General features: G+C 71.4%; 25 protein-coding genes. 10 read left to right on the top strand and 15 right to left on the bottom strand.

Annotated features, from left to right (window positions below):
- Nucleotides 1-3: 3 nt before the first annotated feature.
- Nucleotides 4-459 carry a DUF2267 domain-containing protein gene (locus OV427_RS23860; protein ID WP_267858461.1) on the bottom strand — a complete coding sequence of 152 codons (456 nt, stop codon included), beginning with the start codon at nt 457-459 and terminating at the stop codon, nt 4-6.
- 190 nt (nt 460-649) lie between these two features.
- Between OV427_RS23860 and OV427_RS23855 the strand changes: the two genes are divergently transcribed.
- Both OV427_RS23855 and OV427_RS23850 read left to right on the top strand, forming a co-directional pair.
- Nucleotides 650-1,135, top strand: a complete 486-nt coding sequence (locus OV427_RS23855; protein ID WP_267858460.1) for a hypothetical protein — start codon at nt 650-652, stop codon at nt 1,133-1,135.
- A gap of 187 nt (nt 1,136-1,322) precedes the next feature.
- Nucleotides 1,323-1,622 (top strand): hypothetical protein, encoded by a 300-nt coding sequence (locus OV427_RS23850; RefSeq protein ID WP_267858459.1) that lies wholly within the window; start codon nt 1,323-1,325, stop codon nt 1,620-1,622.
- Nucleotides 1,623-1,724: 102 nt separating this feature from the next.
- Here the strand turns inward: OV427_RS23850 and OV427_RS23845 are convergent, their stop codons facing one another.
- Both OV427_RS23845 and OV427_RS23840 read right to left on the bottom strand, forming a co-directional pair.
- Entirely contained in the window at nt 1,725-2,426 is a 702-nt protein-coding gene (locus tag OV427_RS23845) for a DUF1361 domain-containing protein (RefSeq protein WP_267858458.1), read from the bottom strand.
- 112 nt (nt 2,427-2,538) lie between these two features.
- Nucleotides 2,539-3,210, bottom strand: coding sequence for a hypothetical protein (locus OV427_RS23840; protein WP_267858457.1), 672 nt, complete (start codon nt 3,208-3,210; stop codon nt 2,539-2,541).
- A 133-nt stretch (nt 3,211-3,343) separates the two neighbouring features.
- Between OV427_RS23840 and OV427_RS23835 the strand changes: the two genes are divergently transcribed.
- Complete coding sequence (locus OV427_RS23835; RefSeq protein ID WP_267858456.1) at nt 3,344-3,742, top strand: hypothetical protein; 399 nt, start codon at nt 3,344-3,346, stop codon at nt 3,740-3,742.
- A gap of 1,046 nt (nt 3,743-4,788) precedes the next feature.
- Here OV427_RS23835 and OV427_RS23830 read toward each other — a convergent pair.
- From OV427_RS23830 to OV427_RS23805, 6 genes are all read right to left on the bottom strand, one after another.
- A complete protein-coding gene (locus OV427_RS23830; RefSeq protein ID WP_267858455.1) occupies nt 4,789-5,133 on the bottom strand; it encodes a YciI family protein in 345 nt (114 codons plus the stop codon).
- Nucleotides 5,134-5,156: 23 nt separating this feature from the next.
- Nucleotides 5,157-6,347 carry a S1 family peptidase gene (locus OV427_RS23825; RefSeq protein ID WP_267858454.1) on the bottom strand — a complete coding sequence of 397 codons (1,191 nt, stop codon included), beginning with the start codon at nt 6,345-6,347 and terminating at the stop codon, nt 5,157-5,159.
- A 479-nt stretch (nt 6,348-6,826) separates the two neighbouring features.
- The gene (locus tag OV427_RS23820) at nt 6,827-7,381 is read right to left on the bottom strand and encodes a hypothetical protein (protein ID WP_267858453.1); all 555 of its coding nucleotides are present in this window, start codon (nt 7,379-7,381) and stop codon (nt 6,827-6,829) included.
- 77 nt (nt 7,382-7,458) lie between these two features.
- The gene (locus OV427_RS23815) at nt 7,459-7,833 is read right to left on the bottom strand and encodes a hypothetical protein (protein ID WP_267858452.1); all 375 of its coding nucleotides are present in this window, start codon (nt 7,831-7,833) and stop codon (nt 7,459-7,461) included.
- 19 nt (nt 7,834-7,852) lie between these two features.
- The gene (locus OV427_RS23810) at nt 7,853-8,752 is read right to left on the bottom strand and encodes a hypothetical protein (protein ID WP_267858451.1); all 900 of its coding nucleotides are present in this window, start codon (nt 8,750-8,752) and stop codon (nt 7,853-7,855) included.
- A gap of 150 nt (nt 8,753-8,902) precedes the next feature.
- Nucleotides 8,903-9,718, bottom strand: a complete 816-nt coding sequence (locus tag OV427_RS23805) for a CheR family methyltransferase (RefSeq protein ID WP_267858450.1) — start codon at nt 9,716-9,718, stop codon at nt 8,903-8,905.
- 159 nt (nt 9,719-9,877) lie between these two features.
- On the opposite strand from OV427_RS23805, the gene OV427_RS23800 reads away from it, so the two are divergent.
- Complete coding sequence (locus tag OV427_RS23800; RefSeq protein ID WP_267858449.1) at nt 9,878-11,965, top strand: M3 family metallopeptidase; 2,088 nt, start codon at nt 9,878-9,880, stop codon at nt 11,963-11,965.
- Between the two features lie 32 nt (nt 11,966-11,997).
- Here the strand turns inward: OV427_RS23800 and OV427_RS23795 are convergent, their stop codons facing one another.
- Complete coding sequence (locus OV427_RS23795) at nt 11,998-13,617, bottom strand: R3H domain-containing nucleic acid-binding protein (protein WP_267858448.1); 1,620 nt, start codon at nt 13,615-13,617, stop codon at nt 11,998-12,000.
- Between the two features lie 306 nt (nt 13,618-13,923).
- Between OV427_RS23795 and OV427_RS23790 the strand changes: the two genes are divergently transcribed.
- From OV427_RS23790 to OV427_RS23780, 3 genes are all read left to right on the top strand, one after another.
- Entirely contained in the window at nt 13,924-15,639 is a 1,716-nt protein-coding gene (locus OV427_RS23790) for a DUF1592 domain-containing protein (RefSeq protein WP_267858447.1), read from the top strand.
- Complete coding sequence (locus OV427_RS23785; protein WP_267858446.1) at nt 15,636-16,979, top strand: DUF1552 domain-containing protein; 1,344 nt, start codon at nt 15,636-15,638, stop codon at nt 16,977-16,979. The genes OV427_RS23790 and OV427_RS23785 overlap by 4 nt, the downstream gene beginning before the upstream one ends.
- Nucleotides 16,980-17,095: 116 nt before the next feature.
- Entirely contained in the window at nt 17,096-17,716 is a 621-nt protein-coding gene (locus OV427_RS23780; protein ID WP_267858445.1) for a CAP domain-containing protein, read from the top strand.
- A gap of 10 nt (nt 17,717-17,726) precedes the next feature.
- Here OV427_RS23780 and OV427_RS23775 read toward each other — a convergent pair whose 3' ends face one another.
- The gene (locus OV427_RS23775; RefSeq protein ID WP_267858444.1) at nt 17,727-17,933 is read right to left on the bottom strand and encodes a hypothetical protein; all 207 of its coding nucleotides are present in this window, start codon (nt 17,931-17,933) and stop codon (nt 17,727-17,729) included.
- A 189-nt stretch (nt 17,934-18,122) separates the two neighbouring features.
- Between OV427_RS23775 and OV427_RS23770 the strand changes: the two genes are divergently transcribed.
- The gene (locus OV427_RS23770) at nt 18,123-18,707 is read left to right on the top strand and encodes a CAP domain-containing protein (protein WP_267858443.1); all 585 of its coding nucleotides are present in this window, start codon (nt 18,123-18,125) and stop codon (nt 18,705-18,707) included.
- A 1-nt stretch (nt 18,708) separates the two neighbouring features.
- Here the strand turns inward: OV427_RS23770 and OV427_RS23765 are convergent, their stop codons facing one another.
- The 3 genes from OV427_RS23765 to OV427_RS23755 form a co-directional block, all read right to left on the bottom strand.
- Nucleotides 18,709-19,782, bottom strand: a complete 1,074-nt coding sequence (locus tag OV427_RS23765) for an alpha/beta hydrolase (protein ID WP_267858442.1) — start codon at nt 19,780-19,782, stop codon at nt 18,709-18,711.
- Nucleotides 19,783-19,897: 115 nt separating this feature from the next.
- On the bottom strand, nt 19,898-20,728 hold the full coding sequence (locus tag OV427_RS23760; protein WP_267858441.1) for a dienelactone hydrolase family protein: 831 nt from the start codon (nt 20,726-20,728) through the stop codon (nt 19,898-19,900).
- A 167-nt stretch (nt 20,729-20,895) separates the two neighbouring features.
- The gene (locus tag OV427_RS23755; protein ID WP_267858440.1) at nt 20,896-21,708 is read right to left on the bottom strand and encodes an FKBP-type peptidyl-prolyl cis-trans isomerase; all 813 of its coding nucleotides are present in this window, start codon (nt 21,706-21,708) and stop codon (nt 20,896-20,898) included.
- A gap of 500 nt (nt 21,709-22,208) precedes the next feature.
- On the opposite strand from OV427_RS23755, the gene OV427_RS23750 reads away from it, so the two are divergent.
- Entirely contained in the window at nt 22,209-23,762 is a 1,554-nt protein-coding gene (locus tag OV427_RS23750) for a parallel beta-helix domain-containing protein (RefSeq protein ID WP_267858439.1), read from the top strand.
- A gap of 38 nt (nt 23,763-23,800) precedes the next feature.
- Nucleotides 23,801-25,084 (top strand): SO2930 family diheme c-type cytochrome, encoded by a 1,284-nt coding sequence (locus OV427_RS23745; protein WP_267858438.1) that lies wholly within the window; start codon nt 23,801-23,803, stop codon nt 25,082-25,084.
- Nucleotides 25,085-25,152: 68 nt separating this feature from the next.
- On the opposite strand, the gene OV427_RS23740 is transcribed toward OV427_RS23745, so the two are convergent.
- Nucleotides 25,153-26,889 (bottom strand): glycoside hydrolase family 15 protein, encoded by a 1,737-nt coding sequence (locus OV427_RS23740; RefSeq protein ID WP_267858437.1) that lies wholly within the window; start codon nt 26,887-26,889, stop codon nt 25,153-25,155.
- Between the last annotated feature and the right edge of the window lie 79 nt (nt 26,890-26,968).

Below are 26,968 nucleotides of genomic sequence, written 5' to 3'. Positions count from 1 at the left end.
CCCCTACTGCGTGAGCCGCCAGAGCGCCTGGAGGTCCGGGGGCAGGTTGCTGGCGACGTCGTTCGCCTCGCCCTCGGAGATGAGGTCCTGCATCGCGCGGAACACCGCGCGCACCACGGGCTCCATCTCCTCCACCGGCATCTCCAGGTCGTCCGCCACCGTCTGGAGGAACTCCTCCCTGCCGAAGCGCCGGGGCCGCTGCGGGCGCTGCTCCAGCGGGGGGAGGAAGTCCACCAGCCGGCGCGGCAGCTGGGCCTCCAAGTCCTTCGCCTCGGCCGGGAGGATGCGCCGCTCCAGCGCCCGGAGCACCGCCACCGCCGCGCACTCGGCCAGCGACGGCTCCAGCCTCCCCACCTCGCACAGGTGGCGGATGAAGGCCGCGTAGGTGGAGCGGGTGTGGGACTCGTGCCGCTGCACGCGGCGCTGCATCAGCTCCGTCTCATTGGTCGGGCGGGTCATGTCGGGGGCCTCCGTTCGCCCCCGACAAGCTGCTCACGCCCCCACCTCCACCGGGCCTTCCAGCCAGTCGTACGGCCTCCCGAGCCACCCCACTCGCGGGGTGGGATGCGCGTAGATCCGCGACATTGCTGGACTTTTGTTCAGTACCCACCTGGAAGGCGGCCAGGGGACCTGGGCCCTCGGGCAGGGCATGTCAGACCGCCCCGGTATGAGTTGTCCCGTGAGCCACTCGACCCCGGACAACTCGCCGTCGCGTGTCCTCGAGCAGCGCAACCTGCTCGGGGGGATGGACCTCAGGCCCGTACTGGGCCGCGGCAACCGCAAGCGCGGCCGTAGCTTCCACGTCGCCTCGACGGGACGGATTGGCTTCGCGGCGGCCCTGGCCCTGGTGGTGGAGCACGGCCGCCAGAAGGCAAAGGAGACCGGCACCACGTCGCTGACCCGGTGCCCGCGCTGCGGCCACGTCGGCCCCACCGAGCAGGACTTCGGCTACCGCATCATGAAGAGCGGGCGCCGGCCCCAGTCCTGGTGCCGCGGCTGCCGCGGCCTCCACCTGGAGCCCTCCGAGGCCACGCAGAACACCTCCTCCTCCCGCGCCGCCGAGGGCTGGCTCTTCCCGCCCGAGAGCACCACCAGCACCCGCCCGCCCAAGAAGGGGAAGCGCTCCTCGACGTAGCAGCTCCCCGCCAGGCGCCGCCGGGCCCACGGGCCCGAGGTCGGCCCGGAGGGAAGTGCCCCTCCCCGCGGGGAGGGAGGAGCGGCTGGAGGGCACGCAGGCACGCGGCGTGGCCCCCGTCCCTTCCCCCGGAGGGGGATGGAAAAGCCGGGGCGCCGTCCTTACCTCTCCAGGGAAGGAGGGCATCATGGCCGTGCGGACGAAAGTGGCAGGAATCAAGAACAAGCGGCGGGTGGATGCGCACTCGGCCCAGCCCAGTGTGCAGGCCAGCAAGGGGCGCAAGACGCTGCCCCGAGACGACGCCGCGGCGCTGCGCCGTCAGAAGACGCTGGAGCGGGTGACGCTCGGGCCCGCCGCCGAGTTGCACGAGCCCAAGAGCCAGCGGCGCCGCGTGACGACGCTCAAGGGCCGCAAGAAGACCCCCAGCGAGATGAACGTGAAGCACGGGGGCGGGCCCAAGAAGCGGGCGCCCCTGCACGGCGGCTGAGCGGAAGCGCGAAGCACGTGGGACACCGTCCCCACCCGGGCGCACCGGGTGGAGGCGGTGTCCTCGTTTCCGGGGGCACCCCCGGCTGGAGGCTCCCGCCCGCTACGTGGCACGGCGGCAGCGCAAGCGCGCCATCAGCGTTTCGAAGAGGGCGTAGGAGAGCAGCAACAGCCCCGCGAAGAGGACGGTGAGGCGCGTCAGGTGCGGGAAGGCTCCGGGCTCGCGCAGGTGCGCGGCCATGGCGGAGAGCAGGCGCCCCGGCTCGGCGAGCACGTCCCAGCTGTTCCACCGCTCCACGCGGCCCAGGTAGATGCCATAGCCACACAGGAGCGACGTGGCGGCGACGAAGGCCCAGGCGCGGGCCCGGCCCCAGCGCTGCTCCAGCCACTCCTTCCACACCTCCAGCGAGAGCAGCCCCATCAGCCAGCCCGTCGCGGCGAAGAGCGCGAGCAGCGCCGCGTCGAACCAGAGCGGCACCACGGGCCGCTGGTGCAGGTGGATGAAGTCCGTGAGGAGGTACGGCGCATTGGGGAACAGCGCGAGCCACCCGAGGGCCAGCGGCGCCAGCAGCCACCCGTGGCCCCGGCCCCGCGCCATCAGCAGGCGCGCCACCAGCGACAGGACGTAGGGCACCCACGCCAGGAACAGGTTCCAGGGGAGGAACGCGAAGCTGGCGCGCTCGCTCCAGTCCAGCCGGAGGGCCAGCATGCCCACCGCGGCGGCACTGCTCAGGAGCGCGGGCCAGAAGCCATGGCGGCGCAGCACGGACAGGAAGGCGGGGGACGCAGTCTGGGTCTGGGACATGGTCGCGGTGGGGCAGCCGGGCCGCGCACCGTGGCCCGGAGGACACGGTGCGCGGCCTGGGAAGGAATGTGCCCACAGGCAAAGCAACGTCCGGGCCAGGGGCGGGTGTCCGTCAGGACGCGGGCGGCCAGAGCGCGCTGACGTCCGGACTGTCGGCCAGGTAGACGGCCCAGACGGGCTCCCCCGGGAGCCGCCGCGCGTCCGCGAGGCGCGACGAGGGCACACTTCCCGGCACGGGCTGGCCGTGGACGAGGAAGACGTAGTCGAGCTGCGCCACGCGTCCCGCCTGGAGTCCTGGAAGGGTGTGGCGCTCCACGCGGGTCAGCTCCGCCGGGGCGCTCAGGCCCCAGCGCAGCGCCTGGAGGCGGCGGCGCTGCTCGCGGCGGAGCGCTCCGGGCCAGCCGGAGCGGCGGAGCAGCATGCCCACCAGCAGGAAGATGCCGGTCATCAACAGCAGGGGCCGGAGGAAGGCGAGCGCCACCGGCAGCATCAGCGCGCCCAGGGTGAGGAAGAGCGTGCCCAGCCAATATTGGGTACTCAGCTTCGGACGGAGGACGGCGCCGCGCTGTGCCCGGCTGAGCTGGCGCGGAGGCGGTGGGGGCGGAGGTCCGCGCGAGACGTACGCGGCATCCTCCAGGAAGCCACCACATTCCCGGCAGCGCGCATCTCGGCCCGGGAGGACGGCCCGGCCACAGCCGGGGCAGACGCGGTGGGACGCGTCGGGCATGAAGGGCGGGCGGTGCACGGTGGCGGCATGGGAGCACCGCGACGTGCGCGTGCGCAACCTCGTCCCCGGGTGCGACGCGGATGTGGAGCGGAAGGAAGGCGCGCAACGGACGCAACGCTGGGGCCCGTCCGTCCTACCGCGCCCTGGCAACCGGGGAGATTCATTCCTACCTGAGTGCCTGGGAGGTTCCATGCCAGAGAAGACTCGAGCGGTGCGTGTGAAGAACGCGAAGAAGAGGGGCACGACGCTGGCCCTCAAGGCCACGGACGTGGGCCGGGCCGCGGGCGAGAGCTCCCACAAGGCGAAGAAGAGCGGCCGTCGGGCGTTGGGGAGTACGGACTTCGAGGACCGCAACGTCAGCCCGCGCAGTGCGCCGGGCAAGGGGCTCACGGCGACGGGCCGCAGATTGCCGGTGCCGGAATCGGGCAGCAGCATGTCGCGGCGCAAGACGCTGCCGTCCGCGGCCGCCGTGGCGTACCGCAAGGAAGGCACCGCCAAGCGCACCACCGGACGCGGGGATACGACGCCGCTGAAGGCGGGCAAGGTCTACAAGCGCCGGGGCGCGCGCAAGACGAGCATCCCCGCCTGAGGCACCGTGGCCGCGCGTCCCGGAGAATCGGGCACGCCGCCGGGCTCGGCCGGAATGTGGGCGCGACATGCATGTGCCCCGGGCGTGATGGCATGGGGACGAAGGCGCGCCAGGTGGAGCCACGCACCGTCGTGACTGTCAGGGCCTTCGTCGCCACGGAGGACACTGGTCCATCAGCAGTGCACCGCCTGACGGCGCCGGCGCCACCCCGCAACACTGAGCGGTCCCGGAAGGAAGCTTCATTCCGCAGGTGACGCCCGGCGACCCCTCTCCCGATAGCCATGACGAAACGAAGGCTCATTCCGCGTGTCCGGCGCCCGGCAACCCCACCCGGCAGCCATCGGACACGGAAGGAAGCTTCATTCCACGCGTCCCGCCCCGGCGACCCGACCTGGCAGCCATCGGACGCGGAAGGAAGCTTCATTCCACGCGTCCGGCGCCCGGCGCCCCACCCGACGGCCAGCAGACACGGAAGGAGGCTTCATTCCACGCGTCCGACGCCCCCACCCGGCAACCAGCAGACGCGGAAGGAAGCTTCATTCCACACGTCCGACGCCCGGCGCCCCACCCGGCGGCCAGCAGATGCGGAAGGAAGCTTCATTCCACGCGTCCGGCGCCCGGCGCCCCCACCCGGCAACCAGCGGACGCGGAAGGAAGCTTCATTCCACGCGTCCGGCGGCGTCCGGCGCCCCCACCCGGCAACCAGCGGACGCGGAAGGAAGCTTCATTCCACGCGTCCGGCGGCGTCCGGCGCCCCCACCCGGCAACCAGCGGACGCGGAAGGAAGCTTCATTCCACACGTCCGACACGCCCGGCGCCCCCCACCCGACAACCAGCAGACGCGGAAGGAAGCTTCATTCCACGCGTCCGACGCCCGGCGCCCCCACACGGCGGCCAGCAGATGCAGAAGGAAGCTTCATTCCGCGCATCCACCGCCCGGCCCCCACCCACCCTGCAACCAGCGGACGCGGAAGGAAGCTTCATTCCACGCGTCCGGCAGCGCCCGGCGCCCCCCACCCGGCAACCAGCGAACGTGGAAGGAAGCTTCATTCCACGCGTCCGCCGCCCGAAGAACTGGGACGCACGCGCGACGCACTCACGCCAAGCAACTCCGCGAGGGCGGGGTGCACACGGCCCGGGTCGATGGTCGTTACGGTGTACTCCGCGACGCCGGCCCGGACGAAGGGGTCCTCGGCGGTGAGTCGCTCCACGGTGGCGCGATCGACGCCTCGGGCCAGGATGGCGCCTCCCTGCTCCGACGGAACCGTCTGCCCGGATACGAGGAACGTCCCGGCCCGGTGGTGGTGCTCCAGGTAGCGGACGTGCTCCGCGACATGGGGTTCCGCCTCCTGCTCAGCCACGCGGTACCTCAGGACCAGCAGATGCAGCATGCGCACCGTCCTCCAACCAGCGCTCAGCGCCGTGCGGGCCGACGTACGCCGCGCGCGACTCGGAGCGCAAGCACGAGCAGTCCGAGGAGCGCGGGGCCTGGCACGCTCGAGCAGCCGCCCGTATCGGCTTCGGGCTCGGGAGGGTCCACCGGGTCGGGGAGCGGCCCGGAGCAGGACGTGAAGCAGCGGCACGCGGCGTCGCCCTCGGGCTCCAACCGCGCGCACAGCCCGCCCGCGCCACAGGCAGCGTCGTCCGTGCACACCGCTCCGTAATCCCCCTCCTGAAGCGCGGGCATCAGGCACCGTCCGGGCGCACCTTGAGCGGACACACAGGTGAGCCCCGACGGGCACTCGGCGTCGCGCGTGCACGTGGCGCGGCAGAGGTCTTCCGGGGCCAGCGTGGGCACGACGGGCGCGGGGGCCTCCGCGAGGAACGGGCGGATGAAGCCGTCGAGCAGCACATCCACGCGCACGTTGCGAGCCTCATTCCGGCAGGCGACGTCGCCGCTCGCGGTGAGCCCGACCAGCACCTCGCGCTCACCATCGCGCAGGAGCACCGGCCCACCGCTGTCTCCCACACAGCTCATGCTCGGCGAGGGGCCCGCGAGGAAAGCCGCTGGCTCCACCTGCGTCACCGCGAGCGTTCCCTGTCGCCTCCGGCCAGACGGGGCCCGCGCGTCCTTCGTGTCCCCGTAGCCCACCGCCCGCACGGAGGCACCGACGACGGGCACGGCAGTCTTGGAGTCGGGCAGAGGGAAGGGAGCCACGTCCACCGGTGCCGCGAGCCGCAGCAGCGCGGCGTCATACGCGTGCGTGGCGGCGTCGTAGTCCGGGTGGATGACTGCATGGGACACACGGGCGAATCGGCCTCGTGGCGAGGGCTCCGGCTGGGGGAGCAACACCTGGCCGAAGTAGACCTCGTGTGGCCCTTCCGGTCCGAAGATGGCCAGACAGTGCGCCGCGGTGAGCACCACGTCCGGCGCAATGAGCGCACCCGAGCAGAGCAGCACCGGCGGCTCGCCACTGCAGCGGGTGCGCCGGGCGATGAGCGCCACGGCGGCGGCGGCGTCCGGCGCGTCCGTGCCGTCCACGATGAACATCGAGTCCGTGCGCGGAGCGGGCACGGACGGCGCCTCGGCCACGGGCTGGCAAGCAAGCAGCGAAGCCACAGCCGTCAGCAGGAGAAAGGCAAGCGCGCCACGAGGTCCGAGCACGAACGGCCCTCCCCGGCGGCCCCCGAACGAGCAAGACACGGCGGTGTCGCCGGCCCACCGCGAAGTCACCTCTCCATGAGGCACGTGCGGAGCAGGGCCTTGCTGGCTGCCCTCAAACGACGGAGCCACGGCATGCGACCACGACCGCCAGAAGGACGCGACCTCTCCACACTCGCAAGCAACAGCCCCACTCCGGCCCACGGGCGAGCGCTGCGTCCACGGACCCGACGGAGAGCCACCAGCCATCGCGCGGAAGGACGGTTCCTTCCCGCCCTCGCGAGCAACAGCGCCACTCCGGCCCACGGGCGAGTTCTGCGTCCACGGACCTGACGGAGAGCCACCGGCCCTCGCGCTGAAGGACGGTTCCTTCCCGCCCGCGCAAGCAACAGCGCCACTCCTACCCACGGGCGAGCCCCGCGTCCACGCACCTGACGGAGAGCCACGGGCCCTCGAGCGGGACGCCGACGCGGGCCCCTGCCTCATTCGGCGGACGACTCCTGCTTCGCCGCCTCGCCCAGCTCCTGGATCTCCTCGCGCAGCTCGTGCAGCCGGGCCCGGTGGCGCACGAGGAGCGTCTGGAGCTGCGCGCTGCGCCGCTCGTCACCGCGCGCCTCGGCATCCTCGCGCTCGCGCTCCAGCCGCTCCACATCCCGCCCCAGCAGCGCGGTGATGCGCGTCGTCTTCTCCAGCCGCCACTGCGCCGTCTGCGGCAGTTCGGGAGCAATCGCGTCGTTCTCCTGCGCGGGCGCGCCCTCCACCTCCGGCTCCGGCGCGACGTCACCGGGCCCCAGCGCCACCACCGTGGCCTGCGCCTCGCTGCTCGTGAGCACCGGCTCCGCCCGCGTCCGCGCGGCGACCTTCTCGGGCACCGACTCCGGCGAAGAAGCCACGGGCGCGGACGCCACGGGAGCCACCGCGACGGGAGCCTCCGGCACCACCGGCGGAACGGAAGACGTCGGCCACAGCACCACCGCCAGCAGGGACACGGTGAGCGCCACGGCGGCGGCCAGCATCAGACGGTATCGAATCCTCATGACTCGCTTGCCCTCCCTGGCGCCCGCCGTTCTGCAAGGCGCGTGCAGGAGGCCGGACGTGAAGCGTACTCCACTTCTCAGAACCGCACGCGCCACGCGCCTGCCTGCCGCTCCACTCGCAGCAGCCACGGCTCCTTGCGCTCCTCACCGTCCCGCGCGACGCGGGCCCGGACGATGACGGCCTCCGCGTCCCGCCCGTCCACTGTCGCCCCGGAGATGCCCACCAGGGAGAAGCCGTGCTCATTCAGCTCCCGCACGGTCTCCTCGCAGGGGCGCGCGTTGCCCCCGGTGGCCAGCAGCGGCTCCAGCACCGCGCAGTCCTCCGAGGGCAGCGCCGCGAAGAAGCGGCGCACCGTCTCCTCCGCGGCCTGTGTCTTGGAAGACGCGGACGAGCACCCGAGGGCGGCCAGCACCAGCCAGCACGCCCCGACGCCCGCCCGCTTCCCCTTCATGCGAACCGCCGGCATGCGCTCAGTAGCAGTTGGGCGCCAGCAGCTCGTCGTCGCTGGCGGACACGAACTGGTCATCGCAGTAGCCGCTCGCCAGCACGTGGCCGTTGCGCACGCAGCCGTCGTGGTTGGTGGCATCCAGCGTGTACTGGGTGTCACCGCCGCAGCCGCCGCCGCAGCGGCCGTAGCAGTTGCCCAGCACCTTCGGGCGGGACCAGTGGTCCGGCTCACCGCACAGCCACGTGCTGCCGCTCAGGTAGAACTCGTCACCGCTGCACGAGGTGTGGTCGCCGAGCTGCGCAATCTGCTGGTTGCCCGCCCAGTCGAAGCCGCCCTTGTTGCAGTCGTGCTTCGAGTACGAGTACCAGTTGTACACGCCACCGCAGCTGCCCGTCTGGCGGCCGTTGCACTTGGTGTAGCTGCACAGCATGGTGTAGCCGCGGCCCTGCTCGCCCATCACCGTGCGCTTCAGCTCCACGGTGGCGGGGTTCTGCGCCCACAGGCCCACCGCGCGGCGCAGGTACATGGCCTCGGGGGCCGCCGCGTCGCCCGCGGGAAGCTGCGCGTTGAGCGCGCCGTAGAAGGCGGCGAGCAGCTCGCGGTCCGCGTCACCGAGCTGCGTGTCCGTCGCGCTCCCGTCCGCGAAGCCGTCCAGCGTGGAGACGCCGCTGGCCGGGTCCAGCAGCCCGCTGAGCGTCATCCCGCGCAGCCCGACCTCCAGCCGGTACACGCCGGGCTCCACCTCGCGCGAGGAGAACGACACCTCGCCGCCGCCGTGGACGAAGGTGCCGTCCGTGCGGCCCGCCGCCTCGGACATGGACAGCCCGTCCTGCTTCACCTCGGCGGCGGTGTCACCACCGCCAGAACCTCCACATGCCGACAGCATCAACGAAGCGACTGCCGCACAAAGCGCCTTGCGCATGACGTTGCCTTCCCTCCGGCCAGGGGTTTGGCCCCAAAAGAGACAGCCGTGGTACCGGGCGCTCGTGCAGCGCTCAAGGCGGGGCGCGTCACGAATCCTGACGTATGACTCATGTTTCACGGGGTGTATTGAAACCGGGTCCGAAGCGCCTCAGCCCGTCGTCCGGCGGAAGACGGGAAGCGGCCCCGCGGCGCACTCCAGCTCCGCGCCGTGCTCGGGAAGCGACTCATGGCCGCCGATGACGAGCAGCCCGCCCGGCACCAGGCGTGACACCAGCCGCGCCAGCACCTCGCGCTGGAGCGGCGGGGCGAAGTAGGTGAAGGCCACGTTGCGACACAGCACCAGGTGGAACGGGCCGTCCGGCATCTCCGCGCGCAGGTCCTGGCGGAGGAAGGTGACACCCTCGCGGTACGCGGGGGCGATGCACGGCTCCGGGCCCGGGTCGGGAAAGGCCCGGGCGGCCCACTCCGAGGGCAACTCGCGCAGCGAGCCACGCGGGTAGCAGCCCCGGCGCGCGCGGGCGAGCAGCGCCTCGTCGGCGTCGGTGGCGAGCAACTCCAGACGCACGGCCGGGAAGCGGGGCTGGAGGCCGAGCCGGAAGAGGACGGCCACCGTCGAGGGCTCCTCACCGGAGGCACAGCCGGCGCTCCACGCGCGGAAGGGGCTCCCCGCGGGCAGCGCCTCCAGCAGGGACGGCAGCAAGCCGTCGCGCAGCACGTCGAAGACGTGTGCGTCGCGGTAGAAGCGGGAGATGGTGACGCGGCAGAGCGAGTCGAGCACCGCCCACTCCGCCGCGTCCGCCTCCAGCCGGGCGCGGTAGGCGGCGGCGTCCGGAAGCCCCAGCGCCTGGAGCCTCCGGCCGATGCGCTTGCACACCTGCCCCCGGACACGGCGGAAGCCGTCCCAGCGCAGGCGCAGCCGGGGCGCGGCCCACTGCAGCAACTCCACGCACTCAGGGTCCGTCACGGAGTGAATCTCCTCACGTGGAGTGGTGCTGACATCCCGGCCGCCCCGTCATCTCACAGTGGGGCGCCATGCGGCACGCCTGCCCCACCGCCGAGCGGAAGGCGTCGGGATGTGGCATGACGCTTCAGCGTTTCCGATGGACTCCGGAGGTACCCAGCCTTGAAGAGACTCACCGCCCTCACCCTCTCCGCGGCACTGGCGGCGGCCGGCTGCTCGCACGGCACCGCGGCCACCGAGCCCGCCCCCCAGCATACCCAGCCCCAGGCCGAGGCCCCTGCTCCCGCTCCCGCGCAGGCCCCCGCGCCCGCCGAGCCGCCCCCGCCCCGCTTCGCCGACATCCTCTCCGGCAGCGTGCAGGCCTACACCGCGGCCTGCGACGCGGACCTCGAGCGCGCCCGGACGCAAATCACCGCGCTCAAGACGCTGGACGCGCGCAAGGACGGCAAGGCCGTGCTGGCCGCGTACGACGAGGCCACCGGCGCGCTGAACGCCGCCACCAACCGCTCCAGCCTCGCCCGCGAGGTGCACCCCGACGCCGCCTTCCGCGACGCCGCGCGCGAGTGCGAGCAGCGCGTGGACTCGGCCAACGTGGCGCTGTCGCAGGACCGCGGCGTCTATGACGCCCTGGCGGCGGTGGACCTGTCCCAGGCGGACGCGGCCACGCGGTACTGGATGGAGCGCTCGCTGCTCGACTTCCGCCGCGCCGGCGTGGACCGGGACGACGCCACGCGCGAGAAGGTGAAGTCGCTCAACGAGGACATCCTCAAGCTGGGCCAGGAGTTCGGGAAGAACATCGCCGAGGACGTGCGCAGCGTGGCCTTCGCCCCGAAGGAGCTGGACGGCCTGCCGGAGGACTACCGGACGTCGCACCCGGTGGGGAAGGACGGCAAGGTGGTCATCACCTCCAACTACCCCGACTACTTCCCCTTCATGACGTACGCGAAGGACACCCGGGCCCGCGAGAAGCTGTGGCGCGCCTACCGCCAGCGCGCCTTCCCCAAGAACCAGCCGGTGCTGGCGCAGCTCATCTCCAAGCGCCACGAGCTGGCCACGCTGCTGGGCTACGAGAACTGGGCCGCGTACACCACCGAGACGAAGATGACCCGCACGCCGAAGGCGGCGGCGGACTTCATCGACAAGCTGGCGGCGGCCACCGAGTCGCGCGCGAAGAAGGAGTTCGCGGAGCTGCTGGCGCGCAAGCAGAAGGACGTGCCCGGGGCGAAGACGCTGGAGCCGTGGGACCAGGACTACTACGAAGACCGGCTGCGCGCGGAGCGCTTCGGCTTCGACTCGCAGGCGGTGCGGCCCTACTTCGAGTACGCCCGGGTGAAGGCGGGCGTCATGGACATCGCCGCGCGCATGTGGGGGCTCACCTGGCGCAAGGTGGACGACGCGAAGGTGTGGCACCCGGAGGTGGAGGCGTACGACGTGCTCGACGGGAGCACGCTCCTGGGCCGCATCTACCTGGACATGCACCCGCGTGACGACAAGTACAAGCACGCGGCGCAGTTCGACCTCGTGGCGGGCCAGGCCGGCAAGCGCTACCCGGAGGCCACGCTGGTGTGCAACTTCGGCCGCCCCGGCGAGCTGATGACGTACGACGAGGTGGAGACCTTCTTCCACGAGTTCGGCCACCTGGTGCACGCCGTCTTCGCGGGCCGCCAGCAGTGGAGCGGCATCGCCGGCACGCGCGTGGAGTGGGACTTCGTGGAGACGCCGTCCATGCTGCTCCAGCAGTGGGCGAGCAACGCGCAGGTGCTGGCGCTGTTCGCGAAGCACCACCAGACGAACGAGCCGATTCCCGCGGAGCTGGTGGCGAAGCTGCGCGCGTCGAAGGAGTTCGGCAAGGGGCTGTGGTCGCGCCGGCAGCTGTTCCTGTCGGCGGTGAGCCTGGACTACTACTCGCGCAAGCCGGGCTTCGACACCACGGAGGCGCTGGCGGTGCTGCAGAAGAAGCTCAGCCCCTTCAAGCACGAGTACCGCGACGGCGCGCACTTCGAGCTCGCCTTCGGGCACCTCGATTCGTACTCGGCGGCCTACTACACGTACCTCTGGTCGTCAGTCATCGCGAAGGACCTGGAGACGCAGTTCGAGAAGAACGGGTACCTGGACCGGGACACGGCGATGAAGTACCGCCGCACCGTGCTGGAGCCCGGCGGCTCCAAGCCCGCCGCCGAGCTGGTGAAGGACTTCCTCGGCCGCGACTACGGCTTCGACGCGTACAAGGCGTTCCTCGACCGGAACTGACGCGCGTCTCTACTCGCTGAGGGGACGGTGGCTCACGCCGTCCCCTCGGCCTCCTCCTGTGCGAGCGCGGCCTCCACCTCCGCGCCCACGGGGTAGATGGTCAGGTGCCGCACCGGCTCGCTGCCGTGGCTCACCGCCTCCAGGTGGTAGCGGCTCACCAGCCGGTGCTGCAGCTTGCGCAGCCTCGGCGGCCTCGGCGCCAGCGGCACCGACACGCCCTCGCTGAGCACCCGCTCAATCGCGTGCTCCACCTCCGTCACGGCCTCGCGGACCTGGTCCTCGTCCACGCCCTCCACCACGTGGAAGGCCGTCTTCAGCACCCGGCGCAGCTCCGAGGAGCTGTTGCGCTTCACCACCTCCACCCGCGCTCCCGACTTCTCCGTCATGCGCCGCAGCCTCGGGTCATTCGCCCGCGAGCGCAGCGTCACCACCAGGTCCGCCGCGTCCAGCCGGCTCACCATCCGCACGTCCACCGCCAGCTCGCGCAGCACCTTCTCCAGCAAGTCCCGGCTCACCGCGTGCGCGTACACCTTCGTCGTCCCGCCCAGGCCGGGAATCCGCGCGGTGACGTTCTCCGCCCCGCGCACGCCGGGCCCCGCCGTGCGCCCCGGCCGCAGCGCGGGCAGTGACGGCGGCGCCGCCTTCACCGCCTCCACCTCCACCTGACCCGAGTCCACGTCCTGCTTCCGGCGCTCGCCTCCCACGGCCTGTCCCGCCAGCAGCCGGTCCACCGACTCCGCCGTGTCCGGGTGCACCAGCACCTCGTCCCGGCTCACCATCTCCACCACGATGTCGAACGTGGGCGGCGCCTTGCGCTCGCTGATGGTCTTCTGCGTGTGACGCCGCCGGGCCTCCTCGTCGCTCAGCGTCACCGTGTGCACGCCGCCCACGAGGTCCGACAGCGTGGGGTTCAGCACCAGGTTCTCCAGCGTGTTGCCGTGCGCCGTGGCCACCAACTGCACGCCGCGCTCCGCAATCGTCCGCGCCGCCGCGGCCTCCGCCGACGTGCCAATCTCGTCGACGATGATGGCCTCCGGCATGTGGTTCTCCACGGCTTCAATCATCACGTCGTGCTGCCGGTCCGGCCGCGACACCTGCATCCGCCGCGCGGTGCCGATGCCCGGGTGAGGCACGTCCCCGTCCCCGCCAATCTCGTTCGACGTGTCCACCACCATGACGCGCTTGCGCAAATCATCCGCCAGCACGCGGGCCACCTCGCGCAGCTTCGTCGTCTTCCCCACGCCCGGCCGCCCCAGCAACAGGATGTTGCGCCCGGAGCCGATGAGGTCCTTCAGCATGTCGATGGTGCCGTAGATGGCGCGCCCCACCCGCAGCGTCAGCCCCACCACCTTGCCCTTGCGGTTGCGGATGGCGGACACGCGATGCAGCGTCCGCTCAATCCCCGCGCGGTTGTCGTCCCCCGGAGGCCCCACCTGCGCCAGTACGTGCTCCAGGTCCTCCCGGAGCACCGGCTCCTCGCGCAACGGCTCCACCCGGTCCACCAGTCGCGCCTCGGGCGGGCGGCCCAGGTCCATCACCACCTCGAGCACCTGCTGGGACGGCAGCGCTCGCACCGCCGCCTGCAGGGGGCCGGGGAGCACGCCCACCAGCAACTGGAAGTCGTCAGCGACGGCATCGGCACGCGGTGTCATGTCCTGTCCCTCTGCGCCCCTCATCAACGGTGTGTCCTCCCCGCCCGCCCTGCATGGGCCCCACCTGGCCGGGAGGGCACCAGCCGTGCGGAGCCCGTCCCCACACGGAGCCTTCCCACCTGGGGAAAACCCTTTCCCTCCCACCCCCTCGGGGCCACCCAGACGCTGGTGGATTCCGGACGTCAGCCTGCCCCCGCCCACCTGGAGCCGTCCACCACTCCGCACCTGGCGTTGGTGAGCGTCTTGCTTTCCTCCGGGCGGCGCCGCGGCATGGGGGCGCGTGGCGAGTGTGGAGGGGGTAGGGACGTGACACCCAGGCTTCCAAGAGGACGGAGCTGGCGGTTGCTGGCGGGCGCGGGTTGCGCGCTGCTGCTCGCCGGCTGCAATGGAGACAGTCTTCCCCAGGCCCGGGTCCTCCCCGGCGAGGACCTTCCAGGCCTGGACACTCCACCGCCGCCCGACGACGAACCCCAGCAGCAGAACGACGAGTGCAAGGACGCCGCGAAGGACCCGGGCCGCATCACCCTGCACCGCCTCAACCGCGCCGAGTACGACGCCACCGTGAGGGACCTGCTGGGCGACACCACCCGGCCGGCCCGCGACTTCCCGACGGACGACCACGGCTACGGCTTCGACAACAACGCGGACGTGCTCAGCATGTCCCCGCTGCTGATGGAGAAGTACTCCACCGCGGCGGAGAAGCTGGTGGAGACGGCCTGGACGAAGGGGGCCTTCGGCACCTGCACGCTGACCGCGACGAACCCCGAGCCCTGCGCCCGGGACATCCTCTCCCGCTTCGCCCGCCGCGCCTGGCGCCGGCCGGTGACGCCCGCGGAGGTGGAGCGACTGGTGGGCTTCGTCGCGCTGGCGAAGACGTACGGCGACGGGCCGGAGGCGGGCGTGAAGCTGGCGCTGCGCTCGGTGCTGGTGTCGCCGCACTTCCTCTTCCGCGTGGAGAAGGACCCGGCGCCCGGCGACTCCAAGCCGCACCGGCTCTCCGACGTGGAGCTGGCGAGCCGGCTCTCCTACTTCCTGTGGAGCAGCATGCCGGACGAGCAGCTCCTCGCCGCCGCCGAGGCGGGAAAGCTGGGCAAGCCCGAGGAGCTCGAGGCCCAGGTGCGCCGCATGCTCGCGGACCCGAAGTCCAACGCCCTGGTGGAGAACTTCGCGGGCCAGTGGCTCTACACGCGCGCGCTGGACTCGGCGGAGCCGGACCTGACGCTCTACGGCGCCTTCAACGAGGATTTGCGCGCGGCCATGCGCCAGGAGACGCAGCTCGTCTTCCGCGACTTCATCACCGGTGACTACAAGCTGAAGGACCTGGTGGACGCGCCCTTCACGTACGTGAATGACACGCTGGCGGTGCATTACGGCCTGCCGAAGCCGGGCAGCCGCACGCCCGTGCGCGTGGACCTCACCGGCCACCCGGAGCGCCAGGGCATCTTCGGCCAGGGCTCGCTGCTCACCGTCACCTCCAACCCGGACCGGACCTCGCCAGTACAGCGCGGCGTCTGGGTGCTGGAGCAGATGTTGTGCGCCGCGCCGCCACCGCCGCCGCCCGACGTGGAGAACCTGCCGCCGGCGGTGGACCCGAACCAGACGATGCGCGAGCGCATGGCGCAGCACCGCAGCCAGCCTGCCTGCGCGGGCTGCCACCGGATGATGGACCCGCTGGGCCTGGCGCTGGAGAACTATGACCCCATCGGCCGCTGGCGGCTGAAGGAGGTCAGCGGCGCGCCGGTGGACCCCACGGGCGAGCTGCCCAACGGCACCGTGCTGCGCGGCGGCGAGGACATGCGGCGCTTCGTGAAGGACGACCCGAAGCTGCCCTCGTGCCTCACCGAGCACCTGCTCACCTACGCGCTCGGCCGAGGCATGAAGCCGGACGACGCGTGCGCGGTGAGGGAAATCGCCGCCACGGCGGAGGCCAGCGGCGGCCGACTCAGTGACTACATCCTCAGCATCGTCCTCAGCGAGCACTTCACCATGCGTCGCGGCGGGACGGAGGCCCAGCAGCCATGAGCAAGAAGTTCCAACTCTCCCGGAGAACCCTCCTGCGTGGCGCGGGGGCGCTGATGGCGCTCCCCGTGCTGGAACAGATGGTGCCCGCGACGGCCCGGGCGGCCACCGGCTCCGCGCCCCGGCGCTTCGCTGTCTTCTACACGCCCAATGGCATCCACATGCCCAAGTGGACGCCCACGGGCACCGGCGCCACCTGGGAGCTGACGCCCACGCTGGCACCGCTGGCCGCGGTGAAGGACAACGTGCTCGTCCTCAGCGGGCTCGCCAATGAACCGGGCCGCCCGGACGGCGACGGCCACCACGCCGCCGCCACCGCCGCCTTCCTGAGCTGCGCCAAGGCCTTCAAGACGGAGGGCACCGACTTCCACGCGGGCATCTCCATGGACCAGGTCATCGCCAACCACCTGGCGGCGCAGAAGGCCACCCGCTTCCCTTCACTGGAGTTGGGCAACGACGCCGGCAAGGGCATTGGCAACTGCGACTCCGGCTATGCCTGCCCGTACGCCAACAACATCGCCTGGGCCGGACCCCGCACGCCGGTGGCTAAAGAAACGCACCCCAAGTCGGTGTTCGACCGGCTCTTCGCGGGCTTCGACCCGAACGCCACCCAGGCCACGGTGGACAAGCGCCGCGCGTACGGCAAGAGCATCATCGACTTCGTACGCGACGACGCCACCACGCTGAAGACGCAACTGGGCGCCTCGGACCTGCGCAAGCTGGACGAGTACTTCACCAGCGTGCGCGACCTGGAGAAGCAGGTGGAGGCGATTGAAGTGGACGGTCCGTCGTGCAACCCGGGCACCGTGCCGGCCGACAACGAGGACCCGCGCGTGAAGACGAAGGCGATGATGGACCTCATCGTCCTCGCCTTCCAGTGCGACCTCACCCGCGTGGCCACCTTCATGCTGGCCAACGCGCGCAGCCCCAAGGTGTACGGCTTCCTCGGCTTGAGCGGCGGGCACCACACGTACTCGCACCACCAGAAGGTGCAGGCCAACTACGACGCGCTCGCCACCATCGACCGGTGGGAGGTGGAGCAGTACGCGTACCTCCTGGAGCGCATGAAGGGCATCCAGGAGGGGGACGGGAAGACGCTGCTCGACAACTCGATGGTGTACTTCTCCAGCGAAATCGCGGACGGCAACTCGCACGAGCACAAGAACCTGCCCATCCTCATCGGCGGCAGCGGCGGCGGGGCGCTCACCCCGGGCCGGCACGTCCGCTACAGCGCCGTGCCGCTCGCCAACCTGTACATCTCCCTGATGCAGGCCATGGGCGTGCCCAACGTCACCACCTTCGGGGACAACGGCACCGGCCCGCTGACGGGCCTCACGGCGTAGTCAGAGGGGCCGTGCCGGCGAGAGCAGGCGTGCGGCCGGCCCCTGCACGTCCCGCCCGGCCCGGCGCGCACGGTTCCCATGCAGGCGCGGGGCGTCCTGGCGCATCATCGCGCCCCATGGCTCCGTCTTCGCGCTGCTTCCGCTGGTCCGCCCTGCTCCTCCTCACCCCGCTGCTCGGCTGCGGCCCGACGCGCCGGAGCAACCCGCGGCAGGTGGCGCCGAGACAGGCGGCGCCGGCCTCGCGGGAGAAGGCCCCCGCTCGCACCGGACTGCCCACGCCGAAGGACTTCGCGCGAGACATGCTGGCGGCGCACAACCAGGCGCGCGCGCAGGCCAGACCCACGCCGAAGGTCGCGCTGCCGCCCCTCACCTGGTCCGACGAGGCCGCGAAGAAGGCCGCGTCCTGGGCGAAGCAATGCAAGTTCGAGCACAACCCGGACCGGGGTGACTTCGGGGAGAACCTCGCCGCCGCCACGCCCGACGCGTGGAGCACGGCCGACGTGGTGAAGAGCTGGGCGGACGAGGCGGTGGACTACGACTTCACGCGCATCACCTGCAAGAAGGGCAAGGTGTGCGGCCACTACACGCAGGTGGTGTGGCGGGAGACGGGCGCGGTGGGGTGCGCCACGGTGATGTGCAACAAGAACTCGCCCTTCGGCTCGCAGTTCCCCACGTGGCAGAACTGGGTGTGCAACTACACGCCGCCGGGCAACTGGGTGGGCAAGCGCCCCTTCTGAAACGGGGGCCTCAGCCGCGGAAGAGGCGGCGGAACAACCGCGAGAAGACGCCGACCGAGACGGGCTCGGGCCGGCCCTCCGAGGCCGCACGCTTGCCCTCCAGCTCGACCTTCAGCTTCCGAGCATCCGGGTCGATGGACATGACGCTGAACTCGTCCATGCCCTCGAGCGAGGTGAAGACCTTGCTCGCGCGGCTCTGTGGGGGGTCTTTGCTCATGGGGGGCCTCCGGTACGGAAGGGTGAGATTAACAGGCTCCCGGCCCCCGCGCTCCTCCCCCTCCCCCGCCGTACGATTCCAGACGCGGCCCCGGCCCCCGGGCCCTGGAACTTTCCGCCCGGTTCAATACCTCGGGAGGGGGACGCTGGCCGGGTGCATGGAGACGCGCGGGCACGGATAATCCCAGCCATGTCCCGCCCCTCCTTTCGATACCTGCTGGCACTCGGGTTCCTGGTGCCGTGGCTCGCCACCGGCTGTGATTCTGGTGAGTCCTCTCCGGACGACGAAGACACCGACCCGGATCCGAGCACGCTGCCCCTGTTCGCCCGCGACATGCTGGACGCGCACAACGCGGCGCGGGCGGCGGTGAAGACGCCCACGCCCGACCCGGCGTTGAAGCCGCTGGGCTGGGACACCGGCGCGGCGACCACCGCGACGAACCACGCGGCGAAGTGCGAGTTCAAGCACAACGCCAACCGCGGCAACCTGGGGGAGAACATCGCCGCGGCGACGCTCGACTACTGGGATACCCAGGGGGTGGTGAAGGCGTGGGTGGACGAGGTGGCGTACTACGACTACGCGCGCAACACCTGCGCGGAGGGCAAGCAGTGCGGCCACTACACGCAGGTGGTGTGGCGGGCCACGGAGCGCGTGGGCTGCGCCACGCAGGTGTGCACGAAGAACTCGCCCTTCGGCTCGCAGGTGACGCAGTGGCAGTTCTGGGTGTGCAACTACGCGCCGCCCGGCAACTACACCGGCCAGCGGCCGTACTGACTCACGGCGCGGCCGGGCCCCGCTCGCGCAGCCACCCCTCCAGCGTGGGGAATACGTCCTCCGCCAGCGTCTCCACACCCGGCCGCTTCGCGTCGGCCGGAAGCACGAGCCGGTGGTCCGCGCCCCGCAGCACCTTCACCGTCACCCGCGGAGCCTCGCTCCCGGCGTCCCGCGCGTTCCGCTGCGACAGCGCGCGCGCCGTGGCCTGGGTGGGTGTCACCTCGTCCAGTTCGCCGAGCAGCGCGAGCACCGGGACGCGCACCCGGCCCAGGTCCTCCGTGGAGTCATGGGACAGCACGTTGCGCCACACGCCGCGCTGCACCTCCAGGAGGCGGGGCGGCGGCAGCTCCTCGAAGCGGGACAGCGGCGACACCGCGTACCACCGTCGGCGCTTCGCCCGCTTGAGCTGGAAGTCGAGCGTCTTCAACGCCTTCGCCTCGCGCTCGGGCGCATAGAGGCGCGCGTCGTGGAGCGTGGCCAGGTGCTCCTGCAGGTCCACCACCTCCGGGCCGGTGAGCCCCTTCGCGCGGGCCTCGTTGCGCAGGCGGTGCTCCTGCTGCTTCCATAGCGGACCGCCACCGCCGGACACCAGCACCAGGAAGCCGACGTCGGGCGCGCGGGCCGCCGCGTGGAGGGCCACCCAGGCGCCCTGGCCGAAGCCCATCAACCCCACGTCGCGCACGCCCGTGCGCTCGCGGAGCAGCCTCGCCGCCGCGAGCCCGTCGTCCGCCCACGCGTCGATGCCGGCCACCCACGGCTGCCCCTCCCCCGAGGAGCGCCCGGCGCCCCGCCGGTCATATGTGAGCACCGCGAGCCCCTGCTGGACGAGGAAGGCCGGGTACGGCTCCGGCGACAGCCGCGCCCCGGAGTCCTCGTCGTGCAGCAGCACCACCGCCGCACGGGGTGCCACGCCCGACGGCAGCCACAGCGTCCCGGCGAGGGTGACGTCCCCGCTGCGGAAGGTGACCTCCTCGACGCGCGAAGCAGGAGCCACGCCTCCGTCCGCTGCCCGCCCCACGCCACTGGCCAGTAGCAGGCACAGCCCCACCGCGACGCGCGCTCCAGTCCTCAGCACATGCCCTCCAGGATGAGCCCGCCCTTCAAGCCGACCCGGGGGCAGGGAGCAACAGCGGCCGAGCGGCACGGCTCCCATCGGACAGGTGGCCAACACCTCGCCCCCGGTCCGCGCCTCAGCGCTTCAGGTACTGCTCCAGGAACGCGGACGTCTCCTGCCAGGCCGTGGACGCGGCGTGCTCGTCGTAGCGGCCGCCGGACGGGTTGGCGAAGGCATGCTCCGCGTCGAACTCCAGGATGCGGTGCCGCACGCCCGCCGTGTCCAATGCCTGGCGGAACTCCGCCACCTTCTCCGGCGGAATGGACGCGTCCTTCGTCCCGAAGATGCCCAGCACCGCCGCGTGGATGGTGGCGAGCTCGTTCGGGTCCGTCACCGGGTTGCCGTAGTAGAGGACCGCCGCGTCCAGTTCCGGCAGGGCCATGGCGGCACGCAGAGACCAGCCGCCCCCGAAGCACCAGCCGATGCTCCCCGTGCGCTCCGCCCGGATGCGCTCGTCCTTCTGGAGGAAGGCGTGCGCGGCCTTCAGCACCTCCAGCGCGCGCGCCGCGTCCACCGACTTCACCAGCGCCATCGCCTCGTCCCGCGTGGTGGCCACCTTGCCGCCGTACAGGTCCACCGCCAGCGCCGCGTACCCGTTCGCCGCCAGCCGGTCCGCCCAGTGCTGGATGTGCTCGTTGAGGCCCCACCACTCGTGGATGACGAGCACGGCCGGCAGCGGTCCCTTCGCACCCTCGGGGAGGCTCAGGTACATCTTCGTCCCCGCCACCTCCACCTCCTGCCCCTTGCGCGGCGGCGCCGCGTCCGGACGCAGCGTGTGCATCGCCTTGAACTCCGCCTCCGACACGGCCCCCGTCGGCGACGGCTCGCGCCCCACCTCCACGGTGCGTCCGCTGACACAGGCCCCCAGCAACAACGCTCCCAAGAACAGCAGCAGGCTCTGGCGCATGGCGTGCTCCCTCTTCGAGTGCATGACCCCGTTGCGTACCCCGGGCCGACCGCCGCGCGCCACCGGCTCGCACGCGGACGAAGCCCCGCAAACACGAAGAGGGCTGGGAGGGAGACATCCCCCACCAGCCCTCTTTCAGACGCCGCTCCCGTGGAGCAGCGGTGTGACTACTTCGTCGGCGCCGGAGGCGTCGCCGGCTTGCCGTGCGGAGCGCCCGTCGGAGGAGCGCCACCCGGCATGCCCGGCATGCCCGGCGGGGTCTCGGGGGCCTTGACGATCTCCAGCAGTTCCACCTCGAACACCAGGGCCGCGCCACCGGGGATGTTCGGCGGGGCGCCGCGGTCGCCGTAGGCGATGTCCGACGGGCAGGTCAGCTTCGCCTTGCCGCCCACCTTCATCATCTGCACGCCCTCGGTCCAGCACTTGATGACGCCCTGGAGCGGGAACTGCGTGGGCTCGCCGCGCTTGTAGGAGCTGTCGAACTCGGTGCCGTTGGTCAGCGTGCCCTTGTAGTGCACCTTCACGATGTCGGACGCCTTGGGCGACTCACCGGTGCCGGGGGTCAGCTCCTTGTAGACGAGGCCGGACTCGGTCTTCTTGGCGCCGGACTCCTTGGCGGCCTCCTCGAGGAACTTCTTCGAGTTCTCCTTCTCCTTCTCCGCCTTGCGGGTGCTGCGCGAGCGAGCCAGCTCCTGCAGCTTCGGACCGTACGTCTCCATGTCCACCGGCGACTTCTCACCCTTCACCTGGGTGGTGATGCCGGCCTTGACGTACTCGAGCTCCTCCGGAGTCATGTCGAACACGCTGATGCTCCGGCCAATGGACAGGCCGAGCGCGTACAGCGTCTTCTGCTCCTCCGTCTGCGGGTTCGCGGCGCTGCCGCCACCCGTCGCGCCCCCGCCGGACGCCGTATCCGTCTTCGCCGGCTGCTGGCAGCCCGCCAGCACCAGCATCACCGCGACCAGCCACGTCTTCCGCATGTCGTTGCCCTTCCTTCGCCTTGCGCGGTCGGTGAGACACCGCCGCCACAGTCGGTTCCGGGGGCGACTTACTACAGGAACGGTCTGTCGTCCGCTTGACGGCGTTTCCGGCCTTTTCAGGGGCCCCCGGGTCATTTCCCCCTGCAACTCCCAGAGGGGGGCCCGCCTTCCACAGGGACTGCCGACAATCGGGTGGGAGCTTTCTCTACCCGAGCCAGGCGGGTGCCCGACACGCCGGGGTGGAGCCCGACGAAGTCCTGTGCGCGGTGCTTCCACGGCACGAATCCGCGTGCAACGGACGCGCGGTGTCGCTCGACACATGCGCCTATTCTCAACCCGGTTACAGAACGCACCGCGTCACGGTAGTGCGTCATGAATTCGTCACCGGACCCTTGAGGTTGACCATCTTCACGGGGAGGATTCGCTCGGTCTTGCTTGCGCCCTGGAGCCCCACGCTCGGGAGCGAAGAGGCGCAGCGCTTTCCGCAGGAGGAACCCCTGATGCACCGTCTGCCGCTGTCGCGCGCGCCTCGTACCGTGCTCCTCGCCCTGGTGGGTCTGCTCGCCCTTCCCGCATGCTCGGATGATGATGACGGCTCCGGTACTCCGGACGCCGGCAACCCGGGAACGGACGCGGGCACGCAGACCGACGCGGGCACGCAGACTGATGCGGGGACGGATGCCGGCACCGACGCGGGCACCGACGCCGGCACGACCCAGGTCTGGCCCCAGGAGTTCTCCTGCACGGGCAAGCCCCAGGCGACGCTGACCTTCAACGCCAACCAGGTGCAGGCGCTCCAGGACGCGGTGAACGACCTGGCCGAGTGCACCACCATTCAGCTCGGCGCGGGCACGTTCGTCTTCGACAACGCCCTCACCATCCGCACGAACGGCATCACCATCGTCGGCGCGGGCAAGGGCGCCAAGGGCGAGGGCACGGGCGGCAGCGCCAGCACGGTGCTCGACTTCACCGGCGCCGCCAGCAACACCAACGGCATCGACGTGGTGGGCAAGCTGTTCACCGTGAAGGACCTGGCCATCTGGAACGCGCGCAAGGACGCGCTGCGCGTGGAGAACTCCGCCAACGTCTTCGTCCAGCGCATCCGCACCGAGTGGAAGAACGCGGACGACGAGAACAACGGCAAGTACGGCATCTACCCGGTGAAGTCGTCCTACGTCACGATTGAGGACTGCGAGTCCTACAACGCGGCCGACGCCGGCATCTACGTGGGGCAGACGCGCTACGCCATCGTCCGCCGCAACATCGCGAAGCAGAACGTGGCGGGCATCGAAATCGAGAACACGAAGTTCGCCTACGTGCAGGGCAACACCGCGCAGGACAACACCACGGGCCTCGTGGTGTTCGACCTCCCCGGCAACCCCATCAAGGGCACGGACATCCTCATCACCGGCAACACGATTACGGGGAACAACCGCGACAACTTCGCCTCCGTGACGGCCAGCAGCAGCACGGTGTCGCAGGTGCCCGCCGGCACCGGTACGTTCATCCTCGCGTCGCGCCGGGTGGAGTTCGTCGGCAACACCTGGGGTGACAACCACACGGTGGACATCGCCGTGCTCAGCGGCCTCGCCATCGAGGATGACCTGAGCCTGTGGAGCGCCGCGTTCTTCAACTTCAACAGCGCGGACGTCTACATCCACGGCAACACCTTCACGGGTGGCAGCGGCCAGGCGGTGGACAACGGCAAGACGGACGCGGAGCGCCGCCCGCTGGGCGCGCTGGTGGCCGCGGTGTACGCCTACGGCGCCGCGACGCAGGCCACGACGCGCGTGGAGCACCTGCTCTGGGACGGCATCGACCCGGCGCCGCGCAACGAGACGCTGAAGAACCCCATCAACATCTGCTTCACCGGCAACACGCTGCCGGCCACGACCAAGGAAGCCATCGTGGACTTCGACCTGCAGGCCGTCGCCGCGAAGCTCATGTCCGCGTCGCCGGACGTGCCCGGCGCCTTCGCGGAGACGCGCCGCTACTCGCAGGGCGCGGCGCCGTTCAACTGCTCCGGCTTCGCTCCGGCGCTGGCGCTTCCCTGAGGCCGTCGTCGATGCGGGTGTCGGAGGAGAAGCGTCGCATGCGCAAGCCGTTCAGCTCCGGACTCGGATGGGGCCTCGCCGCGGTGTTGCTGACCGCAGCGGTGGCCTCGTGCTCCGGCGGTGATGACCCGCCCGGGACGGGGCCCGACGCGGGGACCTCCCAGGAGGACTCCGGCACACCGCCGGTGGACAGTGGCACCGCGGACGCCGGGGTGGATGCCGGCACGGACGCGGGCGAGGACAGCGGGACTCCGGATGGCGGCGGGGACGCGGGGACACCGGACGCCGGGCCGGGGCTGCCGGACGGCTCGGTGGTCATCCCCACGAACCTGTCGGACCTGGGCCTCTTCACCGGCAGCCCGGCGACGGGCGGGCTCGTGCCGGTGGAGGGCAACGTCCCCTACGAGCTGACCACGGCGCTCTTCTCCGACTACGCCCTCAAGTCCCGCACGCTCTACATCCCCCCGGGGAAGAAGGCGGCGTATCAGCCCAAGGACGTGCTGGATTTGCCGGTGGGCACGCTCATCACCAAGACGTTCTCCTTCCCCGCGGACCTCCGCGAGCCGGAGAAGAACGTGCGTGTCATCGAGACGCGCGTGCTGGTGCGGCAGCCCGGCGGCTGGGAGGCGTACCCGTACTTCTGGAACGACGCCCAGACGGAGGCCACGCTGGCCAACGGCGGCCGCGTGGTGCGCAACCTCACGTTCATCGGCGCGGACGGCGTGTCCCGGACGCTCGACTACCTGGTGCCCAGCAAGAACCAGTGCAGCCAGTGCCACCACATCCTGGACGCGGCACAGAACCAGGTGCTGCTCCCCATCGGTGTGAAGGCCCGCTACCTCAACCGGAACCACGACTACGGCGGGGTGCAGGTCAACCAGCTCCAGCATCTGGCGGAGCTGGGGAAGCTGACGGGGGCGCCTCCGGCCATCCAGCTGCCGCGCGCGCCGGACGCGTTCAACCCGGCGGATGCGGACCTGAGCATCCGGGCCCGCACCTACCTGGACATCAACTGCGCGCACTGCCACCGGCGGAATGCGACGGCGGGGGATACCAGCCAGCTGTTCCTCGACATCGACAGCACCGAGGAGCTCACCCTGAACATGGGTGCCTGCAAGCGGCCGGGCTCGGCGGGCAGTGGTGTGGGCGGCGAGTTCGACATCGTCCCCGGCGACCACACGGTGTCCATCCTCTGGTACCGGCTCAACACGGTGGAGTCCGGGAAGATGATGCCGCAGCTTGGCCGCGCCCTCCGGCACGACCAGGGCTCGCAGCTCATCGCCGACTGGATTGACGGCATGCCGGCGCGCTCCTGCAAGTAGGCGGGAGTTCGGCTACAGATTGAAAGACAGGCCCCTCCGTGCATGCCGCACGGAGGGGCTTCTGCTTTTCAGGCACCCTCCCCCGTCAGCGCGGTGCCCCGCGACAGCCCCATGGCCGCCTGGACCAGGGCCACGTGGCTGGACGTGTGCGGGAAGTGGCCGGCCATGCGGCGCTTGCGCGGGTCATACTCCTCCGGCAGCAGGCCCACGTCGTTGCGCACCTGGAGGAGCCGCTCGAACAGGACGCGGGCCTCGTCGCGCCGGCCCATGAGGTGCAGGCTGTCCGCCAGCCAGAAGCTGCACACCAGGGACACGCCCGCGCCGCGCGAGTCGTCCTGGCGCACGAAGTCCCCCTCGCCCAGGCCGCGCTCCACCGCCTCCACCGTGCCGCGCACGCGCGCGTCGACAGCGGGCAGGAAGCCCAACCGCCCCAGGCGCAGCAGCCGCGCGTCCAGGCCTCGGCCGCCGTACTCACGGGTGAAGGCACCGCTCCGCGAGTCGAAGCCGTCGCGGCACACCTCCGCGTGCACGTCCGAGCGCAGCCGCTTCCAGCGCTCCACCGGCGCATCCAGGCCGAAGCGCGCGGCGCTCTCCAGCGCCCGGTCCACCGCCACCCACGCCATCACCCGGGGATACGTGAGGGCCGGCCCTTCCGCCGGAGTCCGGAGCCACGCCCCCTCCAGGTGCTCGAGCATGGCCCGCTGCAGTGCCCACGCGTCGCCGCTGGGAGGCAGTCCCCGGCGCGCGGCGTCGCTGAAGCACCCCATGACCTCGCCCACGTCCTCGGTGCCCAGGCCGCGACGGGGCGCATGGCCGATGCGCGCCGGCCGCGCGCCCTCGTAGCCGGGCAGCCACGGCAATTCCTGCTCGGGGAAGCGCCGCTCCCCCGCGACGCCGTACGAGGACTGCAATTCGTCCGGCTCGCCGGCCACCGCGCGCACCAGCCAGTCGCGCCACGCGCGGGCCTCGTCCAGGTAGCCCCCGTCCAGCAGCGCCTGGAGCGCATTCGTCGCGTCGCCCAGCCAGCAGAAGCGCGCGTCGCCAGGACGGCCTCCCGAGGACAGCGGCAGCGACGTGGTGGGCGCCGCGACGATGCCCCCCGTGGGCGAGTACGTGAGCGCCTTGAGCGTGATGAGCGAGCGCTCGACGTGCTCGTGCCACGGCCCGGTGGACACCAGGCGCGAGGACCATTCCTTCCACCACGCCTCGGTGTCCGCCACGGCGGCCAGCGCGTCCAGCGGGGGCGGCGGCGGTTCGTGCGAGGGGTGCCAGGAGAGGACGAAGGGCACGCGCGCACCCGGTTCCACCGGGAAGTCCGCGGTGAAGAGTCCACCCCGCCGTTGCAGCTTCACGGGGGTGCGCAGGGCCACCGAGTCCGGACCCGCGCGCGCGGACGCATGGTCGTCATGGAGGCGCACCCACGGCGAGCGGTCGCCGTAGCCGAAGTGGGCGAGCAACTCCATGCGCATGGGGACGGAGCCCTTCAGGCCGTACACCACGCGCACGAGGTCCGGCTCCCTGCCGCGCGGGGGCATGCAGTCCACCACGCGCACCGCGCCGTCCTCCGTCTCGTAGTCCGTCTCCAGCACCAGCGAGCCGGGGCGGTAGCGGCGTGTCACCTTGAGGATGCCGCCCGCCGGGGCGAGCAGCCACCGTCCGTGGGACGCGTCGCCCAGCAGCGCGGCGAAGCACGCGTCCGAGTCGAAGCGCGGCCAGCACAACCAGTCGATGGAGCCGTCCTTGCCAACCAGCGCGGCGCTCTGCGTGTCACCGATGAGTGCGTAGTCTTCCAGGGGAAGGGCCATGGCGCGCGAGCATGGCACGATGGAGCGCGGGCCGCCCGGCAGGTGCTGGAAGACGTATGGTCGTGCAACATGGGTTGTG

The sequence above is a fragment of the Pyxidicoccus sp. MSG2 genome, assembly GCF_026626705.1.
In the GTDB taxonomy this organism is placed as follows: Bacteria; Myxococcota; Myxococcia; order Myxococcales; family Myxococcaceae; genus Myxococcus.
The sequence above is the reverse complement of the archived record's forward strand: the minus strand, read 5'-3'. Positions and strand labels throughout refer to the sequence as shown.